General features: G+C 59.4%; 15 protein-coding genes and 1 tRNA gene. 10 read left to right on the forward strand and 6 right to left on the reverse strand.

Translation table 11 applies throughout. The features are described 5' to 3' along the window. Positions 1-6 precede the first annotated feature (6 nt). On the forward strand, positions 7-606 hold the full coding sequence (locus Q1A44_RS14830; RefSeq protein ID WP_299626729.1) for a nucleotidyltransferase family protein: 600 nt from the start codon (positions 7-9) through the stop codon (positions 604-606). On the opposite strand, the gene Q1A44_RS14835 is transcribed toward Q1A44_RS14830, so the two are convergent. The 3 genes from Q1A44_RS14835 to Q1A44_RS14845 form a co-directional block, all read right to left on the reverse strand. Next, entirely contained in the window at positions 599-2,470 is a 1,872-nt protein-coding gene (locus Q1A44_RS14835; RefSeq protein WP_299626732.1) for a Hint domain-containing protein, read from the reverse strand. The two genes, Q1A44_RS14830 and Q1A44_RS14835, sit on opposite strands and share 8 nt — an antisense overlap. Before the next feature lie 356 nt (positions 2,471-2,826). Beyond that, complete coding sequence (locus tag Q1A44_RS14840) at positions 2,827-10,206, reverse strand: tandem-95 repeat protein (protein WP_299626735.1); 7,380 nt, start codon at positions 10,204-10,206, stop codon at positions 2,827-2,829. 975 nt (positions 10,207-11,181) lie between these two features. After that, positions 11,182-12,165 carry a Hint domain-containing protein gene (locus Q1A44_RS14845; RefSeq protein WP_299626738.1) on the reverse strand — a complete coding sequence of 328 codons (984 nt, stop codon included), beginning with the start codon at positions 12,163-12,165 and terminating at the stop codon, positions 11,182-11,184. Between the two features lie 850 nt (positions 12,166-13,015). On the opposite strand from Q1A44_RS14845, the gene Q1A44_RS14850 reads away from it, so the two are divergent. Together Q1A44_RS14850 and Q1A44_RS14855 are read left to right on the forward strand one after the other, a co-directional pair. Next, positions 13,016-13,972, forward strand: a complete 957-nt coding sequence (locus tag Q1A44_RS14850) for an AraC family transcriptional regulator (protein WP_299626741.1) — start codon at positions 13,016-13,018, stop codon at positions 13,970-13,972. Between the two features lie 61 nt (positions 13,973-14,033). After that, positions 14,034-15,095, forward strand: a complete 1,062-nt coding sequence (locus tag Q1A44_RS14855; protein ID WP_299626744.1) for an AraC family transcriptional regulator — start codon at positions 14,034-14,036, stop codon at positions 15,093-15,095. Positions 15,096-15,305: 210 nt separating this feature from the next. On the opposite strand, the gene Q1A44_RS14860 is transcribed toward Q1A44_RS14855, so the two are convergent. After that, positions 15,306-15,391: transfer RNA gene (locus tag Q1A44_RS14860), tRNA-Leu, on the reverse strand. Positions 15,392-15,540: 149 nt separating this feature from the next. Here Q1A44_RS14860 and Q1A44_RS14865 point away from each other — a divergent pair. Beyond that, a complete protein-coding gene (locus Q1A44_RS14865) occupies positions 15,541-16,152 on the forward strand; it encodes an exopolysaccharide biosynthesis protein (protein WP_299626747.1) in 612 nt (203 codons plus the stop codon). Beyond that, entirely contained in the window at positions 16,149-16,622 is a 474-nt protein-coding gene (locus tag Q1A44_RS14870; protein WP_299626750.1) for a disulfide bond formation protein B, read from the forward strand. Before Q1A44_RS14865 ends, Q1A44_RS14870 begins: the two co-directional genes overlap by 4 nt. Here the strand turns inward: Q1A44_RS14870 and Q1A44_RS14875 are convergent. Beyond that, complete coding sequence (locus Q1A44_RS14875) at positions 16,619-17,044, reverse strand: Lrp/AsnC family transcriptional regulator (RefSeq protein ID WP_299626753.1); 426 nt, start codon at positions 17,042-17,044, stop codon at positions 16,619-16,621. The two genes, Q1A44_RS14870 and Q1A44_RS14875, sit on opposite strands and share 4 nt — an antisense overlap. Before the next feature lie 115 nt (positions 17,045-17,159). On the opposite strand from Q1A44_RS14875, the gene rocF reads away from it, so the two are divergent. The 3 genes from rocF to Q1A44_RS14890 all read left to right on the forward strand — a co-directional run bounded on the left by rocF (position 17,160) and on the right by Q1A44_RS14890 (position 20,395). After that, a complete protein-coding gene (rocF, locus tag Q1A44_RS14880) occupies positions 17,160-18,080 on the forward strand; it encodes an arginase (protein ID WP_299626756.1) in 921 nt (306 codons plus the stop codon). 11 nt (positions 18,081-18,091) lie between these two features. Next, on the forward strand, positions 18,092-19,138 hold the full coding sequence (locus Q1A44_RS14885) for an ornithine cyclodeaminase (protein ID WP_299626759.1): 1,047 nt from the start codon (positions 18,092-18,094) through the stop codon (positions 19,136-19,138). 759 nt (positions 19,139-19,897) lie between these two features. Continuing rightward, entirely contained in the window at positions 19,898-20,395 is a 498-nt protein-coding gene (locus Q1A44_RS14890) for a hypothetical protein (protein WP_299626762.1), read from the forward strand. A 379-nt stretch (positions 20,396-20,774) separates the two neighbouring features. On the opposite strand, the gene dksA is transcribed toward Q1A44_RS14890, so the two are convergent. Then, positions 20,775-21,197, reverse strand: a complete 423-nt coding sequence (gene dksA / locus Q1A44_RS14895; RefSeq protein WP_299626918.1) for an RNA polymerase-binding protein DksA — start codon at positions 21,195-21,197, stop codon at positions 20,775-20,777. A gap of 172 nt (positions 21,198-21,369) precedes the next feature. Between dksA and Q1A44_RS14900 the strand changes: the two genes are divergently transcribed. Continuing rightward, positions 21,370-22,209 carry a MoxR family ATPase gene (locus Q1A44_RS14900; protein ID WP_299626765.1) on the forward strand — a complete coding sequence of 280 codons (840 nt, stop codon included), beginning with the start codon at positions 21,370-21,372 and terminating at the stop codon, positions 22,207-22,209. A gap of 171 nt (positions 22,210-22,380) precedes the next feature. Further along, positions 22,381-22,836: a GNAT family N-acetyltransferase gene (locus Q1A44_RS14905; protein WP_299626768.1), complete on the forward strand. Its 456-nt coding sequence runs from the start codon at positions 22,381-22,383 to the stop codon at positions 22,834-22,836. Position 22,837 lies beyond the last annotated feature (1 nt).

Genomic DNA, 22,837 nt, shown 5'->3' on the forward strand with positions numbered 1-22,837 from the left:
GGCACCATGATGCCGATCATCCTCCTTGCTGCCGGATCGTCCTCCCGGATGCGTGGGCGCGACAAGCTGCGCGAAGAGGTGGGCGGCACGCCCCTGCTGCGCAGGCAGGCCAGCATCGCGCGGCAGGTCAGCGACCATGTGATCGTCGCCCTGCCCCCGCACCCGCATCCGCGTTATGATCTGGTCGCGGATCTGGACATAACGGCGCTGGAAATCCCCGACGCCGCCGAAGGCATGGGGGCCAGTATCCGCACCGCAGTGGCCACGCTGCCGGCCGATGCAACGCACGTTATGGTCCTGCTTGCCGACATGCCGGAGATATCAGAGCACCACTTGCGCGCCATCCAAAACAGCGTCGCAACACATCCCGACGCGCTGATCTGGCGCGGGGCGACCCAAGACGGCAAGCCCGGCCACCCGATCGTGTTCGACGCGAGCCTCTTTGCGCAACTGACACGGCTCACCGGCGACAGCGGCGGCCAAGCCGTTGTAAAATCGGCAGGAAACCGCGTGCACCTTGTGCCACTCAAAGGTCAAACCGCGCGTCTTGACCTCGACACGCCCGAAGCATGGGCCGCCTGGCGCGCAGGCCAAACCCCTATTTGAGGCGATCCACCAGAATCTGCGCCTCATGCTTTTTCAGCGACAGGCGCGCCGCCCCATAGGCGTCGAGACCCGCCAAAGTCTCCAACTCGGGGAACAATGTCAAAACCTCAGAGCGTTGATCGGCACCAATGCCCTTGAGCGAATGATCACCGGGCTGGAAGCTTTCGGACCACGCGCCATCGGCCAGGACAACTTCGTGCTGGTCAAACATCAGGTGCAGATAGCTGACCGCGCCCGTTTGCACCTGATCCACCCCATCAAGGCCGGTCAAATGCTTGGCGGCCACCAGCACTTCGCGCTCGTCAAACATCACCTCAGCCAGATCAGAGGTCAGCAACATGCGGTGCTGCGGGCTGACCAGCATATCACGCTGGGGCAAATCATTGCCCAAGGCCCCCTTGCGGATCAAAACCGGCTGAAATTCCGGATGGGCGCGCATTTCCTGAGGCGCCAGATCGCGTTGACCAACCCAGCGCAGGGTCTGAATGCCGTTGTCGCGGGTGAATACCTTGTCACCGGGTTGCAACCGCTCCACCGCAACTTCGCCCTTTTGGGTGGCGATGCGGGTGCCGGGCGTGAAACAGATGATGATCTGCTCAATCTCGGAATAGGTGGTGCGACCGATAATATTGCCGTTCTCGTCCAGAAACTCGATGGTGCCGGATTCGGGGCCGGTTTGGATGACATTGGTGCGCTGACCGGTCAGGTCCAGAACGTCGATATCCGAGCCATCCGCATCCTCGCCACCCACAATCGTGTGGTTGCCACCTTCGGCAAAGATAAAGCGGTCGCTGATCAAACCACCATCGGCCTGATCACTGCCGGGGCCCAGCTCCAACAGGTCGGCGCCATCACCGCCTTCAAGGGTGTCATTGCCTTGCCCGCCGGTCAGGAAATCCTCACCTGCGCCGCCAACCAGGCTGTCCTGACCCAGACCGCCTTCCAGCGTATCATTGCCTTCGCCACCATCGAGCGTATCATCGCCGCCATCGCCCACAAGGCTGTCATTGCCGCCCTGACCAAAGATCTGGTCCTGACCGCTGCCGCCTTCGATGGTGTCGTCGCCCGCCTCGATAGGGGTCACAACGATATCGTCGATCAGGTCACCCGAGAACGAGAAACCGGAATTGGAGGTCCGCGCTTCGAGGGTGAACTCGATGAACTCACGGTTTTCGAACGACGCACTGAACCAGGCGTCCTGATCGCTTGGGCTGTTCTGCTCGCCACCCGCTGCGGTCACAGTTCCGTTCGATTGGGTAACGTTCAGGGACGTATCGGACGACGTCGCAAAGGCGGTAAAGCTGTTGGCGTCAATGGTTACCGCTTCGCGGTCCGTCACACTGTTGCGGTCCAGATCGTTCACTGTTGCAGTTGAATTCAACGCGACCGGCGTGCCCGTCGTCGCGTTTGGGCTGTCGGGAATGAAGAACTCCATGCGGAAGCTGGCGGTTTCACCGGTTCCGTCGCCATTCATCAGGATTTCAGAACCATTTCCGCCGGACAGGTCCACACTCAGATCGTCATCCGATTTCGACACAAGAACCAGGCGGGCGGACACCTGCGTGCCGTCCTCTAGCTGGGCAACGTTGCGATAGACCGCGAAATCGCCCGCCGACGCGTTGTCGTCGTCTTCATCGTCAGTCACCAGGTTGCCGATGTCGATGACAAGGGGGGTCGCATCCTGACCGGGGGCCGTGCCCTCGCCCACATCGCCAAAGATCGTGTCGTTGCCGCCACCGCCCAGAATGCTGTCGTCGCCGCCTTCACCCGACACCAGATCCTGCCCGTTCTGGGCATTGATCGTGTCGTTATCGTTGGTACCCTGAAGGGTATCGTTATTGGATGTTCCGTTGATCACGGCCATGGCAGCGGTCCTCACACAAAGAGTATACAGTCGACAAACAGGCGCGTTTTGCGCTGTCCCCCAACAGATCAACACGCGTTGGACGTATTTAATTCAAATGCAGACGCAAATCAGGGGGAAAATCCCGGGATTAGTTAACCTAGGCCGTTTTGGGGCAAATCGGTGCACTATGATGCTGCAATGCAGCACCATACGCTGCCGTAGCAGAAACAATGGGTCGTGTGCGGTCGTATTGAACACGAAAAACGGGTGCAGCCCCCTGCCCCGTTCCACGTGCCCTGCGCGAATCACGCGCAGGGAGCTGCATTGTTCTGAAATGTGGTCGCCGGCGTATACCGGTGTCGCCCGAGGCGCGCTTACTGCGTGAGCAGCTGCGCTTCGTGCTTTTTCAGGCTGCGGCGGGCCGCGCTGTAGGCTTCGATCCCGGCGGCTGTTTCCAGTTCAGGGAACAGTTCCAGGATTTCCGCGCGCTGCGCATCTCCCATAGACGCCAGGGTCTGATCACCAGGCTGGAAGCTTTCGGTCCAGGCCCCATCCGACAGGATCACCTCGTGATGATCAAACATCACGTGGATGTAGGTCGTGGCCGACGCCTCCACCACATCAATCCCGTCCATACCCGTCAGGTGCTTGGCCGCCACCAGAACTTCGCTTTCGTCGAAGTACAGCGCCGTCTTGTCATTGGCCATCAGCACGCGGTGCTGTGGAGAGACAAGCATGTCACGCTCTGGCAGACCGGCACCCAACGCGCCTTTCTGGATCAGAACCGGGCGCAGATGTGCGGCGGCTGCCAATTCGGCACCGGACATGTCACGCGCGCCGACCCAGCGGATTTGCTGGATGCCGTTGTCGCGGGTGATGACCCGATCACCAACCTTCAGCTCTTCGACACGGCGCTCACCTGATGGCGTCGCAATCAGCGTGCCCGGGGTAAAGCAGGGGATGACATTCTCGATATTGGTGAATGTCAGCGTGCCGGCAGGATCGCCGTTGTTGTCAAAGTAGTTGACCACACCGTTTTCAGGGTTGGTTGGATCGAACACGACCTGCAAAGAACCGCCACCCTGGGCAGAGCCACGCAGATCGAGGGTGTCAAAGTCGTCGCCGCCTTCGTTCCCGTCCACCGTCTCGCCCGCATCGACATTGATGAACAGGTCGCGATCGTCGCCACCCGACATGATGTCCTGACCGCCATTGCCGCCGTCGATGGTGTCGTTTCCGGCACCGCCGTCAATCACATCGTCACCGGTCGCACCGGTGATGCTGTCATTGCCATCACCACCGTTCAGCGTGTCGTCGCCGGTGCCACCATCAAGAACGTCGTCGCCTTCGCCCCCGTCGATGCTGTCGGCACCGTTGCCGCCAAAGATGGTGTCGCTGCCGTCTCCACCGTCCAGAGTGTCCGCATTGCGGCCCCCGTCGATAAAGTCGTTGTCGTCACCACCAAAGATCGTGTCGTTGCCTTGACCACCCAACAGGCTGTCGTCGCCAACACCGCCGTCGATCAGATCGTCGTCGATCTCGCCGTCGATGGTGTCGTTGCCTTCCTCACCAAACAGCTCGTCGTCGTCGTCCGCGCCAAAGATGACATCATTGCCGTCGCCGCCAAACACTGTGTCCTTGCCGTTGTCAGGGCGCGGATCCGCAGGGAAGATCGGGTTGGACCCGTCATCCTCGATGTTCAGCTGGTCCAGACCCAGGACAGGATCGTTGCCGGCATAGATGGTGTCGTCGCCGCTTCCACCTTCGATCAGGTCATTCCCTTCACCACCGACGATACGGTCATCGCCCGTCGCCGTCGGATCGGTCGAGTCGTCCCCTTGGATCACATCGTCGTCGATGCCGCCGTCAATGACGTCATTGCCGTCACCGCCGATGATCGTATCGGCATCGTCCCCGGTTGAAATGGTGTCATCACCGTCCCCACCGTCAACAAAGTCGAGGTCATCGTCAGGGTTCTCATCCGCCGCAAAGCCGAAGGGGAAGCCCGGTGCAGGCGTGCCATCGTCATTGGGGAAGCCAAGGTCAGGCAGGAACTCACCATTGCCGGTGTCGATGCTGTCGTTGCCGGTGCCACCTTCGACGGTATCGCTGCCGTCGCCGGTGTTGATCTCGTCATCATCGGCCCCGCCGTCGACACTGTCGTCGCCAGCACCACCGTTGATGGTGTCTTCACCGTCTTCACCGTTCAGCGTGTCATTGCCCGGACCACCATGAACCTGGTCGTCGCCCGTGCCCGCATCGACGCTGTCGTCGCCTTCGCCCGCAATGATCGTGTCATTGCCGCCGCCTGCTTCGATAATGTCGTCGTCGGCATCCTCAGGATCGTTGGAGAAGATGTTGTCGCCGCCGTCAACAACGTCGCCCTCTGGGTCGCCGTCATAGCTTTCGTCGATCAGCGCACCATCGTCACCGTTGGAGACAATCCCGTCCAGCGGCTGTTCGGCCACCGTAACAGTCCATACACCTTCATCCGTGCCGCCATTGCCGTCCGAAATCGTATAGGTGATCTCGGCAGGGCCCTCAAAGCCGGGTGTCGGCGTGAAGGTCAGCGTACCGTCGCCGTTGTCGACGACATCGCCATCGGGCGACGTGGCACTGGTGATCTCAAGCACGTCATTGGTGTCCGGATCGGTGTCATTGGCCAGCACGTCAAAGGTGACAGGCGTGTCAAACTCGGTGTCAGAGGCATCATCATTGGCCGTGGGGCCATCGTTCTCGCCCTCAACCGTGACGGTAACCGTCGCCGTGTCGGTGCCACCGTTCCCGTCCTCAACCGTATAGGTAAAGGTGTCGGTCGCGGTTTCGCCCGCCCCCAGGCTCTCGAAGGCGCCATTGGCGTCATAAGAAACCGAGTCGTCATCGGGGTTGATGGTGACCGAGCCCAATGTGCCGGTGGTGTCGATGGACTGGATTTCCAGATCATCGCCGTCCGCGTCGGTGTCGTTGCCGGTCAGATCAATGTCGATGGCTGGGCCGTCTTCATTGGCCGTGTCGGCATCGTCATTGGCCACAGGGCCGTCATTGACGCCGTTCACTGTGACCACAACATCCGCCGTGTCCGAACCGCCATTGCCGTCAGAAATGGTGTAGGTGATCGTCGCTTCGCCGTTGAAATCGTCCGCAGGCGTAAAGGTCAGGGTGTTGTCACCGTTGACGACAACCTCGCCTTGCTCCGGCGGAACCACAGCCGAGATGACATTCAGCTCATCGCCATCGGCGTCGCTGTCATTGGTCAGAACGGTGATGTCGACGCTGGTGTCCTCGTCGGTTTCGGCCACGTCATCTTCGGCCACGGGGCCGTCATTGACGGCACCCACCGACACGATGGCCTGACCTTCGTCCTCGCCACCATTCCCGTCAATCACGGTATAGGTGATGGTTGCCGGACCGTTGAAGTTCAACGCCGGTGTGAACGTCGCCGTGCCATCGCCATTGTCAACGACTGTGCCCTGCTCTGGCGGAACCGAAACGGTGCCGATGGTCAATGTGTCGCCATCCACATCGGTGTCATTGCCAACCAGGTCAACAACCACAGCCACATCTTCGTCCGTGGTCTCGATATCATCCACGGCCACCGGGTCATCATTGACGGGGTTGACGGTCACTGCGACTTCGCCGGTATCCGTGCCACCATTGTTGTCGGTGATGGTATAGGTGATAGTCGCGTCGCCGTTGAAGTTCTCGGCAGGCGTAAAGACCAACTTGTTGTCCACGATGTCCACGGTGCCCTGATCCGCAGGTACCGAAGCACCCGTGATCTCAAGCAGATCGCCATCCGGGTCGGTGTCGTTGCCGATCGCATCGATGGTGACGGACGTGTCTTCGTCGGTCTCGGCAATATCATCCACAGCCGTCGGTCCGTCATTGACCGCACCCACATTGACGATGGCCTGGCCTTCGTCTTCGCCGCCCTGACCGTCAACGACGGTATAGGTGATGGTGGCCGGGCCATTGAAGTTTTCAGCGGGCGTGAAGGTCGCCGTACCGTCGCCATTGTTGACCACGGTGCCTTGCTCTGGCGGCACGGAAACGGTGCCGATCAGCAGGGTGTCGCCGTCCACATCGGTGTCATTGCCCACCAGGTTCAGGGTGACGGGCTCATCTTCCATGGTCTCGCCAAGGTCATCCACAGCCACCGGATCATCATTGACCGGGTTGACCGTCACGATCACGTCAGCCGTGTCCGTGCCGCCATTGCCGTCCGAGATCGAATAGGAAATCGTGGCATCGCCGTTGAAGTTCTCGGCAGGCGTAAAGACCAGCTTGTTGTCCACGATGTCGACTGTGCCCTGCTCGGCAGGAACGGATGCGCCAGTGATGGTCAGGTCGTCGCCATCCACATCAGTGTCATTGGCAACCGCATCGATGGTGACGGGGGTGTCTTCGTCCGTTTCGGCGGTATCGTTGACGGCATCGGGCGCGTCATTCACCGGGTTCACGGTGACATTGACGGTGGCGGTGTCTTCGCCACCATTGCCGTCGCTGACGGTGTAAGTGATGGTCGTGTCGCCGTTGAAGTTCTCGTTCGGCTCAAAGGTCAGCGTGCCATCGGGGTTGATGGTTACCTCCCCATCGGGCGAGGACGCATCGGTTACCTCAAGGTCATCGCCATCCGGATCGGTGTCATTGCCCAGAACGTTGATGTCAACGCTGCCGTCCTCGTCCACCTCGGCGGTGTCGTCCACCGCATCGGGGCCACGGTTGATCTCGTCACCGACGACCTCTTCGATCTCGGTAAAGGTGAGGGTCAGACCATTGGGATTGCCGTTGCCATCCACAAACACAACCGTGCCGTTGATGCCGTTGCCGTTGCTGTCTGGCGTGACATTGTCGAGGAAGAATGGCCCCTGACCGGTCAGATCCAGCACGTCGAGGTCGGTGTTTTCAGCAGGGTTGGTGCTGAAACCACCCGCGCCACCGTCAACCTCGTCGCCTGCCCCACCAAAGATGGTGTCGGCATCCGCGCCACCCGACAGGGTGTCATCGCCTTCGCCGCCGGTGATGACATCGTCGCCACCCTGGCCATAGATTTCATCGTCGCCAATGCCACCATTCAACGTGTCGTCGCCGCCAACAATATCAGCAGTGCTGACCAGGCTCACATTGTCGATGGAGGCACCAAAGTTGTCGTTGCCGCCCACATTGCCGAATTCCAGACGGTTGCTGCCGTCTCCCGACCCGCCGGTCAGCTCGAATGTGAACTGCTCCATGTCGCTGCTGGAAGGGTCGATGGTGGCGATAACCTCACCACCCCAGATCACGTTGATCTGGTTGTCGCCACCGGGAAGGCCGTCGCCATCGGCCGCGTCAAAGGTCAGGGTATAGGTCTGACCGTCTTCGACACCGCCAACATCCTGGCCGATCACGCCCTCGCTGGGCGAGGCGGACAGGTCCAGCCAGTTGGAACCGTCAGAGGCGTCCACGCCCCCGCGCCCATCGGAATGGAAGTCGATCTCGGCGTCGTTGCTTTCTGTCCAGCCGGGAACAGAGCCCGTGCCGACAAAGCCGTAGCCGGTTGTCGTCATGCCGGCGGTGTTCTCGAACGACCCGTTCTGGATCAGGTTCGAACCTGCGCCATTTCCGTCATCGTCGCCATAGATGACGTCATTGCCAACGCCGCCGTCGACCAGATCATCGCCCGCGCCACCGCTGATGGTGTCGTCGCCATCTTCGCCGTTGATGGTGTCGTTGCCCGACCCGCCGTCGATGACGTCCGCCGCACCGTTGCCGTTGTCATCCTTAAAGGCCGCGTCGCCGTCAATGCTGTCATTGCCTGCGCCGCCGTCGATGGTGTCGCTGTCCGACCCACCGGAAATGCTGTCATCGCCCGCGTCACCAAACAACACGTCATTGCCCAGACCGCCATTGATGCTGTCGTCGCCTTGACCGCCGTTGACGAGGTCATCGTCGGACGAGGCCCAAAGGTCATCATTACCAGTGCCGCCGTCGATGGTGTCATTGCCCCAGGAGGCCTCGACCATGTCGTCACCCGCACCCCCAAAGAAGACGTCATCACCGGCATCAGCACCGCCAAGTGTGTCGTTGCCGTCACCACCGATTTGGGTGTCGTTGCCCGCACCACCAAAGATGCGGTCGTCGCCGCCTTCGCCAAAGATCAGGTCATCGCCGCCACCACCGTTCAGGGTGTCGTTGCCGTCTTCGCCGTCGTCCACAGGACCGGTCGAGGCGTCGAAATAAACGTCCGTGACCCAGATGCCTGTGTTGTTGTCGCCATTTTGATCGTGCTCGATCTCGATGCGGGCAACAGGGCCCGGAATGTCGACCAGCACGGAATAGCTGGGCGTGTCCTCACCGTCATATCCGCCATTGCTGTCGGCAGTATCGGCACCGGCCACCGCATCGGTGTCCAGCAGGGTCAGGTTGCCACCTGCGGTCAGGTTCACCTCGATGGGATTGCCATCCGCGTCAAAGGCCTTGATGCGGACAACGCCGTCACCGTCAATGTCATTGACCCGGAAGGATACATTCTCGACCTCAGCCGAGAAATCCAGTTTGTAGTCGTTCGACGTGCCCGCCCCGCTCAGCGAGTTGCTGAACAGACCGCTATTGTCGTCTACAGGATTGCCATCGGCATCAATGCCCGCAACATTCTGTTCGTTCGAGGAAAACTCGGTGACGGAATGCGCACCCGCAGCCGTCTGGCTAAAGGTCACATCGACGGACCCGGTGTTTTGGGTAAAGCCACCAAGGGCCGCGCCATCGGCAGCACCGGCCAGATCCCACTCAAAGCTTTCGCGCACGGTGGCATCGGGGCCACGGTCCAGATTGCTGTCGCCATAGATGATGTCGTCTTCTGCACCACCCTCAACGCTGTCATCACCGCTGCCGGCATAAACTTCGTCTTCGCCCAGACCGGACAGGATCGTGTCGTTACCTGCACCCGCGTCCACAATATCGTCATTGGGCGCTTCGCCCGGCAGGATCGCGTCGCCTGCGTCAATGCTGTCGCCCTGCGGATCGCCTTCGTAGTTCACGTCGATCAGGTCGCCGGCATCCGTCCCGTCCACAATCCCATCAGGATCGACGGGCGGGTTGTTGATCACGTCCACATCATAGATCGCGACATAAGCGATGGAGCCGTCAAAATAGTGATCGTACTCGCCATCGTCCTTTTCACGCGCGCCAAAGCTGAAGGACTCGTCGTCATTGTCGCCGATATCCATCGTCAGGTTTTCGGACGTATTCTGGGAATTTTCCGTGCCCTGGGTCAGGTTCTGCACAAGGTATGTGCCACCGGTTTCGGACCAGGTGTAGGTCACCTTGATGTCATCGCCGGGCTCAAAGAAATCCTTGGGCGTCTTCAGCTCAATCTGGCCATTCGCGGAAATGTGCTCGACCTCGACCTTGCCATCCTCGGTCACGCGGATCTCAAAGAAACCCTCGTCATGGGCGTCTTTTTCCTCGCCACGGTTGACGATGGTGTCGGGGGACGAACCGACATGCTGGTCCTGGCTGAACTCAACGCTGATCGTGCCCTCGGACAGATCAAATGGGGCGTCGTTGCCCGCCACTTCTTTGTCGCCCGCCACATCGAACACATCACCATGGCCATCAAAATGCGCGCGGTCGCCAGCAAAATTCACATCACCGCGCGTGCTCCCGTTCTGGGCAATACCATCGGCCAGGCCGGTGTCTGCTTTCGGGTCGCTTCCCAGGAAATCCCACAAACCAACAAGGTTCTGGGCGAAGGGGTCATTGAAATTATCAGCCATCGTTATCGTCTCCATTTACCGTTGTCCGGCACGCTGTGCCGCACATCAGCGGACAACCAAAAATACACACCCCGTCAGGCTTTGCCGTTCGGTCCGGCAACCACACCAACGCACCACAAATGGAGGAGACCCCGCTAAACCAGCGGGAACACGCCGACCAACATGGTCGTCGCAGTTCTGCGTCACTAGAATTGCAGCAGCAAACCCAGCGAACACACGTCTCATCGCATCGCAAACAATGCGCGTTTCGTGCGGTCGCCCCCGTGACCTTTAGACATCGCCCCCCAGTTGGGCATGGATGTGATAGGCCCACAATTGATGCAAACAAAGGGAAAAATGTCCGAAAAACTGCTGCATTAGGGCCCGTCCGACGCGCCAAACGGCACAGTATGTAAACAATCAGCAACCGGCGGTAGTGGGCGATTTTTCGCCAATACACGCATAGGTAGGCAACTTTCCTCCTAACCGCCCAAAACATAAGGAGTTGGGCGGGACGCAGCCGATGACGCGTTTCAACGTCAGGTTTCCAGAGTGGAAACAAAGGCCAAATCAGGGCGCGAGTAGATTTCCGCCATATTCTCGCCCATTACCGTTCACGATCCGGCATCAATGCCGCAAATTTTAGGAAACTGAACCTCAAATGCGGCATTCAACGCCACATTCGGCGAATCGCGGGTGACGGCCGTGTCAGTGATCGCGCCGCACAACCGCATCACACGACCGGCTCCAGCGCCATCACACGGGCGCGCTGATTTTCATGTTGGAGTTTTGCCGCGGGCATCCAGGGACAGAAGGATCAGGCATCTCAAAACGCACGCGACGACAGCGCCAAGCCATCCCGCGGCGATGGCACACGCTGTGCCCCCTAATCAATGGGTTAACGGCTTGTGTTCCGCGTAAAAACCAGCCGCTGACGCACAGATCGACCCGCAGGCCCACACCACATCAAGCGACAGCGCAGCCGTTCCCAAGCGTTCAGGATTGGTCGACCGTTTGCAGGCGATCTGCGTTGCACTGTAACTGATCGCGCAGACTGTCTGGAACCAGTCGAGAGCTGGGCAACCGGATCATGCGCATCTCCTCGATGACCGGTTCGTCGTAGTAGCGTTCCTGATATTCGGCAAAGTTATCAAAGACGCGTCGGCTTGTGATATCCACAAAAGTCTCGGCAGGCGTTCCTTCGGCCAAAATCAGTTCATGTGCGTCGGTTTCAACATGATAGACGCTGCACACATCGTTGGGATGGTTCAAATGCCACCAGTGAATTGTGGTTTCATTCACCAGCGCGCTCGCATTGATCAGAAACCCTTCGACGCACATGCCGTGATCCGCCGTGACCACAAGATCGCGCGTCGGCAGACCATTTCCGAGGGCACCTGCCCGGATACAGACCAGGCCCAGACGTTCGGGCACACCAAAACGGGTGCCAAAGGTTTGCCGTCCCACGAATTTGACCGTGGTCTCCCGCCCCTCGACCGTGACCAGGGTATCACCCGGACACAGATCCTGGACAGGAACTTCGCCGCTTGCGGTTTTGATCAACGTTCCTTCCAGGAAACAGGCCGGGTCAGGCGACAACGGCTGGAGCGCAAAGCTATCGTTCAACGCCCCCAGCAGAAAAGACCGAAAGGTCGACATTTCGTCATCCGAAAGATCAGCACCAGAGTCCGTGAGCATGAGGAAACTGGTGGATTCATCGATCGTCGGGAAAACTGAAAAGATGTACCCCACCTTGCCACCCAGATCGAGCGACCCGAGATAGTAGGCAACATCGCCGTCCTGAATGCCTGATTGCCCGCTTATACCGCTGGACACATTCGACATTATTACCAGATCGCCCGCAGAGATTACCCCATCATCCACAACCGCCGTGGCGGTAACGTCTTGCGGCGAAGACACAAAGCTGGTGCCGTTGGGCACATTTGCGAAAGAGCGGCCAAACGTGAAACTTGTGGGCATTCGTATTCATTCCTTGCTTTGGGGCCATCTGCACGCAGCGGGGCCCCGTTAGGGTGCGTTCGATCGGGTGCGCCCCTTATTCGGGGCTGCAAGAAGAAAAGGTGGGAGCACGGCGCGATAGGAGTGTCGGGTTATGGGTCGCAGCCGCGCTCCCGAGTGAGTAAAGCGGTGTTTACTGCTTCGGACACCTACCTCGTGGCTAGAGACCCCGGTATCTTGGGGGGTCCGGAACTTCTGTCCGAGCGTCCAGAATGCCCGATCACTGACCTCAAAGGTGTTGCGCAGGCAGCAAACGAGCTTGATCGCGCAGTGACTTCAACGCTTTGGCGTTTCCGGAGCTTCAAATCGGGCGATCAATGGTCAGGCGGGTCGACATACGCCCGTCGCCTCATGCGCCCAAACGGCCATGCCGATCAATTGTCAGGCAAATATGCAAGTCCCAAGGTCAACCATTGGGCGAGACCATGTGCGACTGTCTCAGAGTCTTTAGTCAGCGTCTCAATAATATTGCTGGGGCTTGCCGCCCCCTGACGGCGCCGCTTTACCTTGGGGCAAGCGTGATGAGCTGGCTTCAATGGGGCAAAGGTCGGGCAATCCGACCGGCGGACAGTCCGCCAGTCGCATGGAGGAGACAGGCGCGAACGGGTGGGCAAAAGTCTTTGGTGGCAGATTTCAGGGCACGCGATGCCCCATCATACCGCCGCATCCCATCCAAACGCCGAACGTCTGCTTCATTCGTCTCTTTCTCTGCTCCGGGCAGGCTTGATCAAGCGTGATGCAAGGTACCCAGGAGAGGCTTTTCGCAACGCCGCTCAAGGATAAAGAGGAGCCTTTGAGCCAAATGGATCTGATGAGCGACGTTCTAAGCCACTTTCTTGTGAAAGGACGCGTGATGGGGCTGTTGAGCCTTCGAGGAGATTGGGCCTTTCAGTCCCCCGAAAACAACGAGGCGGTCTTCCATCTTGTCTCCAAAGGGTCGGTTCTGATCACGTTCAAGGGAAAAACCACCCGCCTTCACGAGGGGGACATGGCGTTCTTTACCCAAGGGCACGCCCACATACTCAGCAGCGCGTCAGACGCCCCTTTCGTGACATTTTCCGAAGAAGACACTCAAGTCAGCGCCCATTCGGTTCAGGGCGGTCAGGTGCATAATATCGTAAAGGGCGGCAACGGCCCCGAAACCTCGCTGATTTGCGTGCGCTTTGATTTTGGCAGCGAAAGGACGGTCGAATTTGGCAACACCCTGCCGGATCAACTTGTCCTGCGCCGCGAAAGCGATGACACCTCACAGTGGGTGGACCCTCTTCTTCGGCGCATCGCGAAAGAAGCGTCGACACAAGCGCCCGGCGCGCTTGCAGCACTGGATGGGTTACTGAACCTCTTGTTCATCCACTTCATGCGACAATGGTTGAAAACGCCTACATCCCATCACCTTGGGTGGATCCGAGGCCTGCAAGATCCCAACATTTCCAAGGCCCTGCGGCTGCTGCATGCCGACCCCGCTCACAATTGGTCGGTCAGGGAATTGGCGGTCAAAGTGGGCATGTCGCGGTCCAATTTTGCCGCCCGCTTCGCACTGCTGACCGGCGAACCACCGCTGCGGTATCTGACGCACTGGCGCATGCATCTGGCCATGCGGATGCTGAGGAAAGACCCCATCCGCCCGATCTATGACATCGCGGCGTCAGTGGGCTACGATTCCGAAGCATCCTTTTCAGCCGCCTTCAAACGCCAAACCGGAAAACCGCCCGGGGCCTGGCGCAAGGACACCTTACTCGAATTCACGTCCAGGTCGAAAAGTGCCTGAGCGCCGCGGCACCACGCCGAAACCGCCGCCCCTTCTCTCATCGACCTGACAGGAAGGCAGGTTGAAAACCGCCATCACCGATACGAAATACTTAGGAAAGGCAGTGTCGTTGGAGTCAAAAAAGAGAATGCCAGGCAATCCCCCGAGCGCTTTTGACTCCAACCGATTTGAGCGTTCGCAACGGCTTGCCGCCTTCGCACAGTTTTCCGACCAAAGCCCCAGGCGGCTGCTCTCCGGGCATGAACTGTCTCCGATCAGTGCAGAAAGCCCTGAACAACATCGCGTGCACCGGATGTTCGGAGAAGAGATTTTTACATCCCGGGTCGAAACAACAGGTTACCGCCTGATCCACACAAACGGCGACGCAAACCGCCGTGGCAGTCGTCTGGTCGCCGTGAGCCTTGTCAGCGCGGGCGAAGCCGTCGTCGGGACCGAAAAGGTGTCTTACAAGCTGAACACCGGCGACATCTACATCACCACGGCAAACTCCATGCGGGCCACGCTGGGTCCCGGCGTCGTGACACGTCTGCTTCTGGCGGATGAAGCCCTTGGCAAAGTCACTGACCAGGCTGGTGGCCTGATCACGTTTCGCGGCAGCACCGCGACAGGGCGGTTGCTGTCACATACGATCTCGGCTGTCGAAACAACGCTCACCGAAACCGGCGGGCTGGGTGCGAATGATCCGCTCAATCTCATTGCCAAGGACATCGTGTCACGACTGCTGGCGAGCGACCAAGCCGATCAGCCCCAGGAAACGTTGCGGGAACGCGTGCGGGTCTTTGTGATGGACAACATCGCCGACACCACACTGACGCCCAAGACCATCGCCGAATATCTGGGGATGTCCCGGGCCTCACTGTATCGCGCATTTCCCGTGCCGGGCGGGGTAATGGCCTATGTCGTCGAGGTGCGGCTTGACGTTGCCAGGTCTCTGCTGGCCAGCACGAAAAGCGGCGGACACCGGGCCATCAACGAGGTTGCGTTTCTGTGCGGTTTCAAATCTCCGTCACATTTCAGCCAGGCGTTCAAGCGCACCTATGGCGTGTCGCCGACACTGGTTGCGAACACCGAGACCAACGTGCTGCGCGACGAGCGCCGCACCAATTTTCCAAACCACTCGTGACGTGAATTTTTCGGCCTGCCGGGTGGCACTACCCCTCCGATCCGGTCCGTTGCCGATCACCCTGGCAAAAGACGGCCAGACCGGCACGTAATGGCCGAAACAGTGCCGCCGCAATCTGCAACTCGGTGGCCCAGGCACCCTTTTTCCCACAGCGTCTCACTGTGGGACAGACGCGCAACAAACCGCGCATTTTGGTGAGGCATTTATTATTGGTACCCAAGGCCGGACTCGAACCGGCACGCCCGCAAAGGCGGGGGATTTTGAATCCCCTGCGTCTACCATTCCGCCACTTGGGCCTCGGGGCTTCCTTACACCGGGCCATAAGCATGGGCAAGCGGCCCAAGCCCCTTCAGGCCCACATTTTTTGCGCAAGCGTGCAGAGCACTGGAACAGCCACCGCCGATTTGATAGGCGGAGCGCGAGCAGCAACAGAGAGTTTCACAGAATGGCCGCTTTGGCACAGGACATGGCGATCTCTGATCGGCTTGCGCAACTGGTCTCCGACACCGGTGGCAAGACGGTGACGCTCGACTGGATCATGGCGCAGCTGCATGAACGGGCCTTCGGCCTCTTTCTGCTGATCCTGGCGCTGCCCTGCTGCATTCCCTTTCTCTACGGGCTGCCCCAGATCGTTGCGCTGCCGCTGATGTTTGTCTCGGCCCAGATCGTGCTGGGCCGCCGCACCCCATGGCTACCCCGCAGCCTCAGCGCACGTACCTTCTCTGCCGAAGGACTCGGCACGCTGTCGCGCCGCTCAGCGCCCTGGCTGAAACGGATCGAGGCATTCAGCCGCCCGCGTTTGACGGCCCTGACCAAGGCGCCGCTTGACCGGATCGTGGGCTTGGGCCTTGTGCTCTTCAGCGCCTCGATCCTCGTGCCCCTGCCCGGTACAAATTCCGTGCCCGGGCTTGCCGTTGTCATCGTCGCCATGGGTCTGTTACAGCGCGATGGAATACTGGTGCTGCTGGGTATGGTGCTGGGCACCGCGTGGATCGGCACCCTGATCGTCGCCGGGGCAACCCTGGCCAGCCTGATCAAAGGATGGATTGGTCTATGACCCGCAAGAACCTCATCGCGCTCGCCGCGCTTGGCTCAGCTGCATTGTTGGCGGGGGCGTTCCTGTTTCAGGCCCTGGGCTATGCCCCGTGCAAGATGTGCCTCTGGCAGCGCTACCCCCACGCAGTTGCCGCAGCGCTTGGCGCAATCGCATTCTTCATCCCCCTGCCCGCGATGATCCTGTCCGCCCTGATCCTGGTTGGCGCGCTCGCGGCGCTGACGACCGCAGGGATTGGCGGCTATCACATGGGCGTGGAACAAGGATGGTGGGAAGGGCCATCCACCTGCACCGCCGGTGCCATCGACAGCATTGATCCCAATGCGCTCTTTGACCAGATCATGGGCGCGCCGCTTGTGCGCTGCGACGACATCGCGTGGCAATTGGCGGGGCTCAGCATGGCAGGCTGGAACATGGTGATCTCACTGGTGCTGGCCGCAATCTGGATCACCGCGCTGCGCCGCCGCGCCTAGGCTGATTTCCGCGTCGACAACAGCAACGACGTTTCACTGGCCACCACGCCCTCAAGGCGGCGGATACGGAACAGAACCGCGTCAAAGCTTTCCAGCGTATCCGTCCCGATCTCCACAATCACATCCCAGCGGCCATTGGTCGAATGCACCGCGCGCAGCTCGGACATGCCATGCAACTGGCGGATGATCCGTTCGGTCCCGCCGCCCTCAATCGCGATCATCATCAACCCGCGCACCGGGTCGCGCAGCGTGTCCTCGCGCAGAACCACGGTGAAGCCCAGAATATCGCCCCGGCTGCGCAGCTTGTCGATCCGCGCCCGCACGGTGGCCCGTGACAGACCCAGTCGCGCCGACAGGTCAGATAACGAGGCACGTGCGTCATGGCGCAGGGCGGCGATCAGGGCATTGTCCGTTTTGTCCATTTAAATTGTCCATTTTGGTCAATGGCTTCCCGATATGCGCAATTTGGTGACTTGTCCACATCCCGCTTTGTCCAGAATTAAAGGGCAACGCGACATGCAGCACAGGACTCACCCGATGCCCAGCAAAGAAATCCACCTCATCGGCGCGCCCGTCGATTGCGGCAAACGCCGCCAGGGCTGCCTCATGGGCCCCGACGCCTACCGTACTGCGGGGCTGGCGGACGCCCTGCGCACTCTGGGCCACACGGTGGTGGATCAGGGCAACGTCGCACCCGACCCGTTCGAGGACGTTGCAGAACCCACAGTCTACGCCCGCGCCGAAAACATCGCCTGGACGGCGGCGCTGTCCCGCGCGGCACAATCGGCCTGCGCCACAGCCCTGCCGATCTTCATGGGGGGCGATCACGCCCTCGCGCTCGGCACCGTTCACGGGGCCGCCGCCCATGCTGCGGGGCTGAACCGCCCGCTTTTCGTGCTCTGGCTCGACGCCCACACGGATTACCACACGCCCGACACCACAGGGTCCGGCAACCTGCACGGCACGCCCATGGGCTATGTCACCGGGCGCGAAGGCTTTGACGGCTTTCCCGCTGTCACCACCCCCGTGCCGCACGAGCGTATCGCCATGCTGGGCCTGCGCTCCGTCGATGCCGAGGAACGGGCCGCCCTTGAGGCCACCGATGTGACCTATATCGACATGCGCCATATCGACGAACACGGCATCGCCAAACCGCTCGCTGCCTTTCTCGATCGGGTGGCCGCCGCAAACGGCCTGCTGCATGTCTCGCTCGACGTCGACTTCCTCGACCCTGCCATCGCCCCCGCCGTGGGCACCACCGTCCCCGGCGGTGCGACCATCCGCGAGGGGCACCTGGTGATGGAGATGATCTGCGACAGCGATCTCATGACCTCACTCGACCTGGTCGAGCTGAACCCCTTCCTCGACGAACGGGGGCGCACCGCTCAAGTCATGGTCGACCTGACGGCATCCGCCTTTGGCCGCCGCGTCTTTGACCGCCCCACACGCGCTTACTAAAGGATCCCAGCATGCAACCTTCCGACAAGGCCCTCGTGCCCTTCGTCTCTGTCGATCACATGATGCAGTTGATCCACCATGTGGGGCTCTCCGACATGTTGCGCGGGCTGGCGGGCTACATCGCCGATGACTTTGCCCGCTGGGAAAGCTTTGACAAAACGCCTCGCGTGGCCTCGCACTCCGCCGAAGGGGTGATCGAGCTGATGCCCACCTCTGACGGCGAAACCTATGGGTTCAAATACGTCAACGGCCACCCCAAGAACATGTCCGAGGGCCTGCAAACCGTCACCGCCTTTGGGCTCTTGGCCGATGTGGGCACAGGCTACCCAGTGCTGCTGACGGAAATGACGATGCTCACGGCGCTGCGCACAGCGGCAACCTCGGCGCTGGTGGCCAAGACACTGGCACCCAAAGGGGCCACCACCATGGCCATGATCGGCAATGGAGCGCAGTCCGAATTTCAGTCGCTGGCCATGCAGGCCATCGCGGGCATCACCCATGTACGGCTCTATGACATCGACCCGGCGGCGACGGCCAAATGCGCGGCCAACCTGGCGGGCACAGGCCTGCACGTGACGGCCTGCACAACAGCCGAAGCGGCCATCGAGGGTGCTCAGATCCTGACCACCTGCACGGCGGACAAAGCCTATGCGACGATCCTGACGGACAACATGGTGGGGGCCGGCGTGCACATCAACGCCATCGGCGGCGACTGCCCCGGCAAGACCGAGGTGGCCCCCGCCATCCTGCGGCGCGGCGACATCTTTGTGGAATACCCGCCCCAAACCCGGATCGAAGGCGACATACAGCAACTGGCCCCCGACCACCCGGTGACCGAGTTCTGGCAAGTGCTGACGGGTGCTGCCGCAGGCCGAACCTCCGACAAACAAATCACGATCTTCGACAGCGTCGGCTTCGCGATCGAAGATTTCTCCGCCCTGCGCTACGTCCGCGATCAGATCGAAGGCACAGCCTTCTACCACCCCCTTGACCTGCTGGCCGACCCGAATGACCCAAGGGATCTGTTTGGGATGCTGGGACGGGCCAAGGAGGCTTGATGGATCAAATTCACAAAGCGACACGGTTAAAGCAATTCAGCCGCCAATTTCATTGAATAGCGGCTCTGCGGACAAACCGCCAATTCGCTGCGACTGCGCAAGTGGCCGCTTTGGATGAAGAAAGCACTGTTACAATCTGTTCGGACGGTGCCCGCAACATGAACCATGCCATCGCTCAAAAACACTTAGGAAACGTATTTCATGACTTCTAAAGCTGTCTTTCCGAGATTCGGCAGTGCATGCTGGCTACAGCAGCCTAGCAAATAAATTTTGGAGAAAGACAATATGCGAAAGCGAATGAAGTCAATTGGTACCATCACCCTATTCCTCGCGTTTTCCCCCATTGCTGCGTCCGCGCAGTGCTGGGATGGCCTTGGTGCGGGCGGCGACAGGATAGACGTGACGGTATGCGATGGCTTAGCCAACAACTGCGTGGAGTTTTGCGTCAATCCGCTGACTTGGGATGCCGCTTGGATGCAAGACTCACTGGCCCGTATTGTTTTCGCTGTTGGCAATTACGGAGTCGCAAATGATCCCAGTGTTCCAAGCCTTAGCGGGATAAGTCAAAGCGCTGTTGATGAGGTTTTTTCGAATGGTCCGATTCCCAATCAAGGTAGAACTTCGTTCAGAGGTCCCGTTGTTCTTGAGGCTGATTTCTGCCGTACTTGCGGGCCAAAACCGTGAGAACTGTCACGCATGGTGCTGCGCTTGGGGATGCATACGCTAGAAAGACACTGAACGACTCAATGGGGGACCGCTATGCTGGATAGAACTCTATCAATTCTTGCCTTGAGTGTTTCTTTCTTCGCCTTGGCTTTCACAGGTTGGCAATCCTGGCTTACCTATGAGCACAACAGGGTATCTGTTTCTCCCAAGCTCATCGGAGCAACACATTTAAGAGCTTCCAGTGACGACTTCTTTCGTGTTGAATTAGTCAATGTCGGGCTGGGACCGGCGATAGTTCGAAACGCTTCGATTACATTCAATGGCCAAAGCCTCGGAAAACTGGGTGCAGAAGCTTGTGAAACGTTATCGGGGTATCTTAATGTCGACGCTGCAGACCATTCATTTATGACCTGTTGGGAGCAGGTGGTGGGCGAGAACATGTATTTGAGGGCTGGAGATAGCATTACTCTCTACAGATTTGGAGAGCGCCGTGATGGCGCCACAATTGAGTTCTCCAGCCACCCCATGACGAGTGTGAACGTCACCGCAGACTATTGTAGTTTCTATGACGTCTGCGAGAGTCTTAATTGACATGCCCGACTTCGACACGTTTTAGTTGCGGTTTCACGACCGGACATTCGCTGTCCTGCAGAGAGTTGGTAAGTAAGGGCTCAAAGCTGCCACTTGTTCAAAATATCGACGCGACCGATGCTTCATGTGTCATTTCCGCAGACTGTTGCCAAAAACTGAATGCAAGCCTCCAAACGTTAACGCGCCTGCAATCGTTTGCGATCAGTTAACGTGCTCAAAACGCAAAAACGTACAGTCCCGGCGGGAAGCTGTACGTTTTGAAAAATTCAGTAGAGATTAAGCGGTTGCAGCAGCGCACAAAACGTACACTGCTCCACCTAAAATGCACAGTCTTGCCAGTGGCCCCCGGTCAAGGGCCACCGCACGCTGCGTTAACCGATCAATCGTCGCGATGCACTTTTTCGCGGCGCTCGTGACGCTCTTGCGCCTCAAGGCTCATCGTGGCGATGGGCCGTGCGTCGAGGCGTTTGAGCGAAATCGGCTCGCCCGTCACGTTGCAATATCCGTACTCGCCCTCGTCGATCCGGCGCAGCGCCGCGTCGATCTTGGCAACCAGCTTGCGCTGTCTGTCCCGGGTGCGCAGTTCCAGCGCCCGGTCAGTTTCCTCGCTGGCGCGGTCGGCCACATCCGGAATATTCCGGGTGCCGTCCTGCAACCCTTCGATGGTGTCCTTGCTGCCCGCCAGCAACTCGGACCGCCAGTCCAAGAGCTTGCGGCGAAAATACTCAACTTGCCGTTCATTCATGAACGGTTCGTCATCGGCCGGGCGATAGTCCTCCGGCAGAAACACTTCCTGTTTCATTGGCTTCCCCTCGATATGACTGACATCAGACATGAACGATCCTCTGCACTGCCCCGATCAGTTCCCTGAGGGTGCATCTATCTGAGGCCAGAAAGATTGTCACTACACAATCCCGTCCCAGATTGGCTAAAAGCAACCGCATCAAGTCCTGACCGCAACAAGGTGAACCCAAATGAAATTCCAAGGCACAGACGCCTATGTGGCAACCGACGACCTCACCATTGCGGTCAATGCCGCCGTGACCCTCGAACGGCCCCTTCTGGTCAAGGGTGAACCCGGTACGGGCAAGACAGAATTGGCCAAACAGGTCTCGCGCAGCCTTGGTTTGCGCCTCATCGAATGGAACATCAAATCCACCACCCGGGCCCAGCAGGGCCTGTATGAATATGACGCCGTGTCCCGCCTGCGCGACAGCCAGCTTGGCGAAGACAAGGTGCACGATGTTGCAAACTACATCAAAAAGGGCAAGCTGTGGGAGGCCTTTGAGGCGGGCGAAAAAGTCGTCCTTCTGATTGACGAGATCGACAAGGCAGACATCGAATTCCCCAATGATCTGCTGCAGGAACTCGATAAGATGGAGTTCTTTGTCTACGAGACCGGCGAGACCATCAAAGCCGTCAATCGCCCCGTGGTCATCATCACCTCCAACAACGAAAAGGAACTGCCGGACGCTTTCCTGCGCCGCTGTTTCTTTCACTATATCCGCTTTCCCGACATGGACACGCTGCGCCAGATCGTCGAGGTCCATCACCCCGGCATCAAGGAAAGCCTGCTCACGACCGCCCTCACCCAGTTCTTTGAAATCCGCGACCAGCAGGGCCTCAAGAAGAAACCATCGACTTCCGAAGTTCTCGATTGGCTCAAGCTGCTCCTGGCCGAGGATCTGAGCGCGGAAGACCTCAAGGCGGGGGGTGCATCGTCGCTGCCGAAATTGCACGGCGCTCTGCTCAAGAACGAGCAAGACGTGCACCTCTTTGAACGGCTCGCCTTCATGGCGCGCGGTCAGCGCTAAGCCCACCCAAAAACCCGAGTCTTTTCGGTCACATTTCCGCCCATCTGCCCCGCGCCTCACCTCTGGCGCGGTAAAATGTCTTTATTTTGCCTGAAATGCTCCATAACCTGACCTTGATGAGAGGTGAAAACACCCGCATCCAAAATGCTAAAAGGCAGGCAGGCAGTTTAAATGTATGGTTCAGACGCACTTATTGTGCGCCCACTTTCCGTGTCGGATCGCTCCGGCTGGGGTGATCTGTGGGCGGCCTATCTCGACTTTTACGGCACTTCACGGTCCCAGGACATTTTTGACATCTATTTCGATCGCCTGCTGGGCGACGACCCGCAAGACTACAATGGCTTGGTGGCCGAACAGAACGGCACGCTTGTCGGCCTGACCCATTACCTCTTTCACCGCCATGGCTGGAACGTCGAAAACACCTGCTATTTGCAAGACCTCTATGCCACGCCCGCAGCCCGCGGCACCGGCGTGGGCCGCAAGCTGATTGAAGGGGTCTATGCCGCCGCCGAGGCCTCCGGAGTGCCAACCGTCTATTGGCTGACGCAGGATAACAACGCAGAAGCGCGCAAGCTTTACGACCGCGTCGCAACCCTCACCCCCTTCATAAAGTACCAAAAAGGATGAG

Source organism: uncultured Tateyamaria sp., from assembly GCF_947503705.1.
Lineage (GTDB): Bacteria > Pseudomonadota > Alphaproteobacteria > Rhodobacterales > Rhodobacteraceae > Tateyamaria.

What these genes read in the sequence shown, in the direction of transcription:
- Q1A44_RS14865 (WP_299626747.1), top strand. Translation starts at nt 15,541, where the DNA reads ATGGCCGCTTTGGCACAGGACATGGCGATCTCTGATCGGCTTGCGCAA.
- Q1A44_RS14870 (WP_299626750.1), top strand. Translation starts at nt 16,149, where the DNA reads ATGACCCGCAAGAACCTCATCGCGCTCGCCGCGCTTGGCTCAGCTGCA.
- rocF (WP_299626756.1), top strand. Translation starts at nt 17,160, where the DNA reads ATGCCCAGCAAAGAAATCCACCTCATCGGCGCGCCCGTCGATTGCGGC.
- Q1A44_RS14850 (WP_299626741.1), top strand. Translation starts at nt 13,016, where the DNA reads ATGAGCGACGTTCTAAGCCACTTTCTTGTGAAAGGACGCGTGATGGGG.
- Q1A44_RS14900 (WP_299626765.1), top strand. Translation starts at nt 21,370, where the DNA reads ATGAAATTCCAAGGCACAGACGCCTATGTGGCAACCGACGACCTCACC.
- Q1A44_RS14835 (WP_299626732.1), bottom strand. Translation starts at nt 2,470, where the DNA reads ATGGCCGTGATCAACGGAACATCCAATAACGATACCCTTCAGGGTACC.
- dksA (WP_299626918.1), bottom strand. Translation starts at nt 21,197, where the DNA reads ATGAAACAGGAAGTGTTTCTGCCGGAGGACTATCGCCCGGCCGATGAC.
- Q1A44_RS14885 (WP_299626759.1), top strand. Translation starts at nt 18,092, where the DNA reads ATGCAACCTTCCGACAAGGCCCTCGTGCCCTTCGTCTCTGTCGATCAC.
- Q1A44_RS14890 (WP_299626762.1), top strand. Translation starts at nt 19,898, where the DNA reads ATGCTGGATAGAACTCTATCAATTCTTGCCTTGAGTGTTTCTTTCTTC.
- Q1A44_RS14875 (WP_299626753.1), bottom strand. Translation starts at nt 17,044, where the DNA reads ATGGACAAAACGGACAATGCCCTGATCGCCGCCCTGCGCCATGACGCA.
- Q1A44_RS14830 (WP_299626729.1), top strand. Translation starts at nt 7, where the DNA reads ATGATGCCGATCATCCTCCTTGCTGCCGGATCGTCCTCCCGGATGCGT.
- Q1A44_RS14840 (WP_299626735.1), bottom strand. Translation starts at nt 10,206, where the DNA reads ATGGCTGATAATTTCAATGACCCCTTCGCCCAGAACCTTGTTGGTTTG.
- Q1A44_RS14905 (WP_299626768.1), top strand. Translation starts at nt 22,381, where the DNA reads ATGTATGGTTCAGACGCACTTATTGTGCGCCCACTTTCCGTGTCGGAT.
- Q1A44_RS14845 (WP_299626738.1), bottom strand. Translation starts at nt 12,165, where the DNA reads ATGCCCACAAGTTTCACGTTTGGCCGCTCTTTCGCAAATGTGCCCAAC.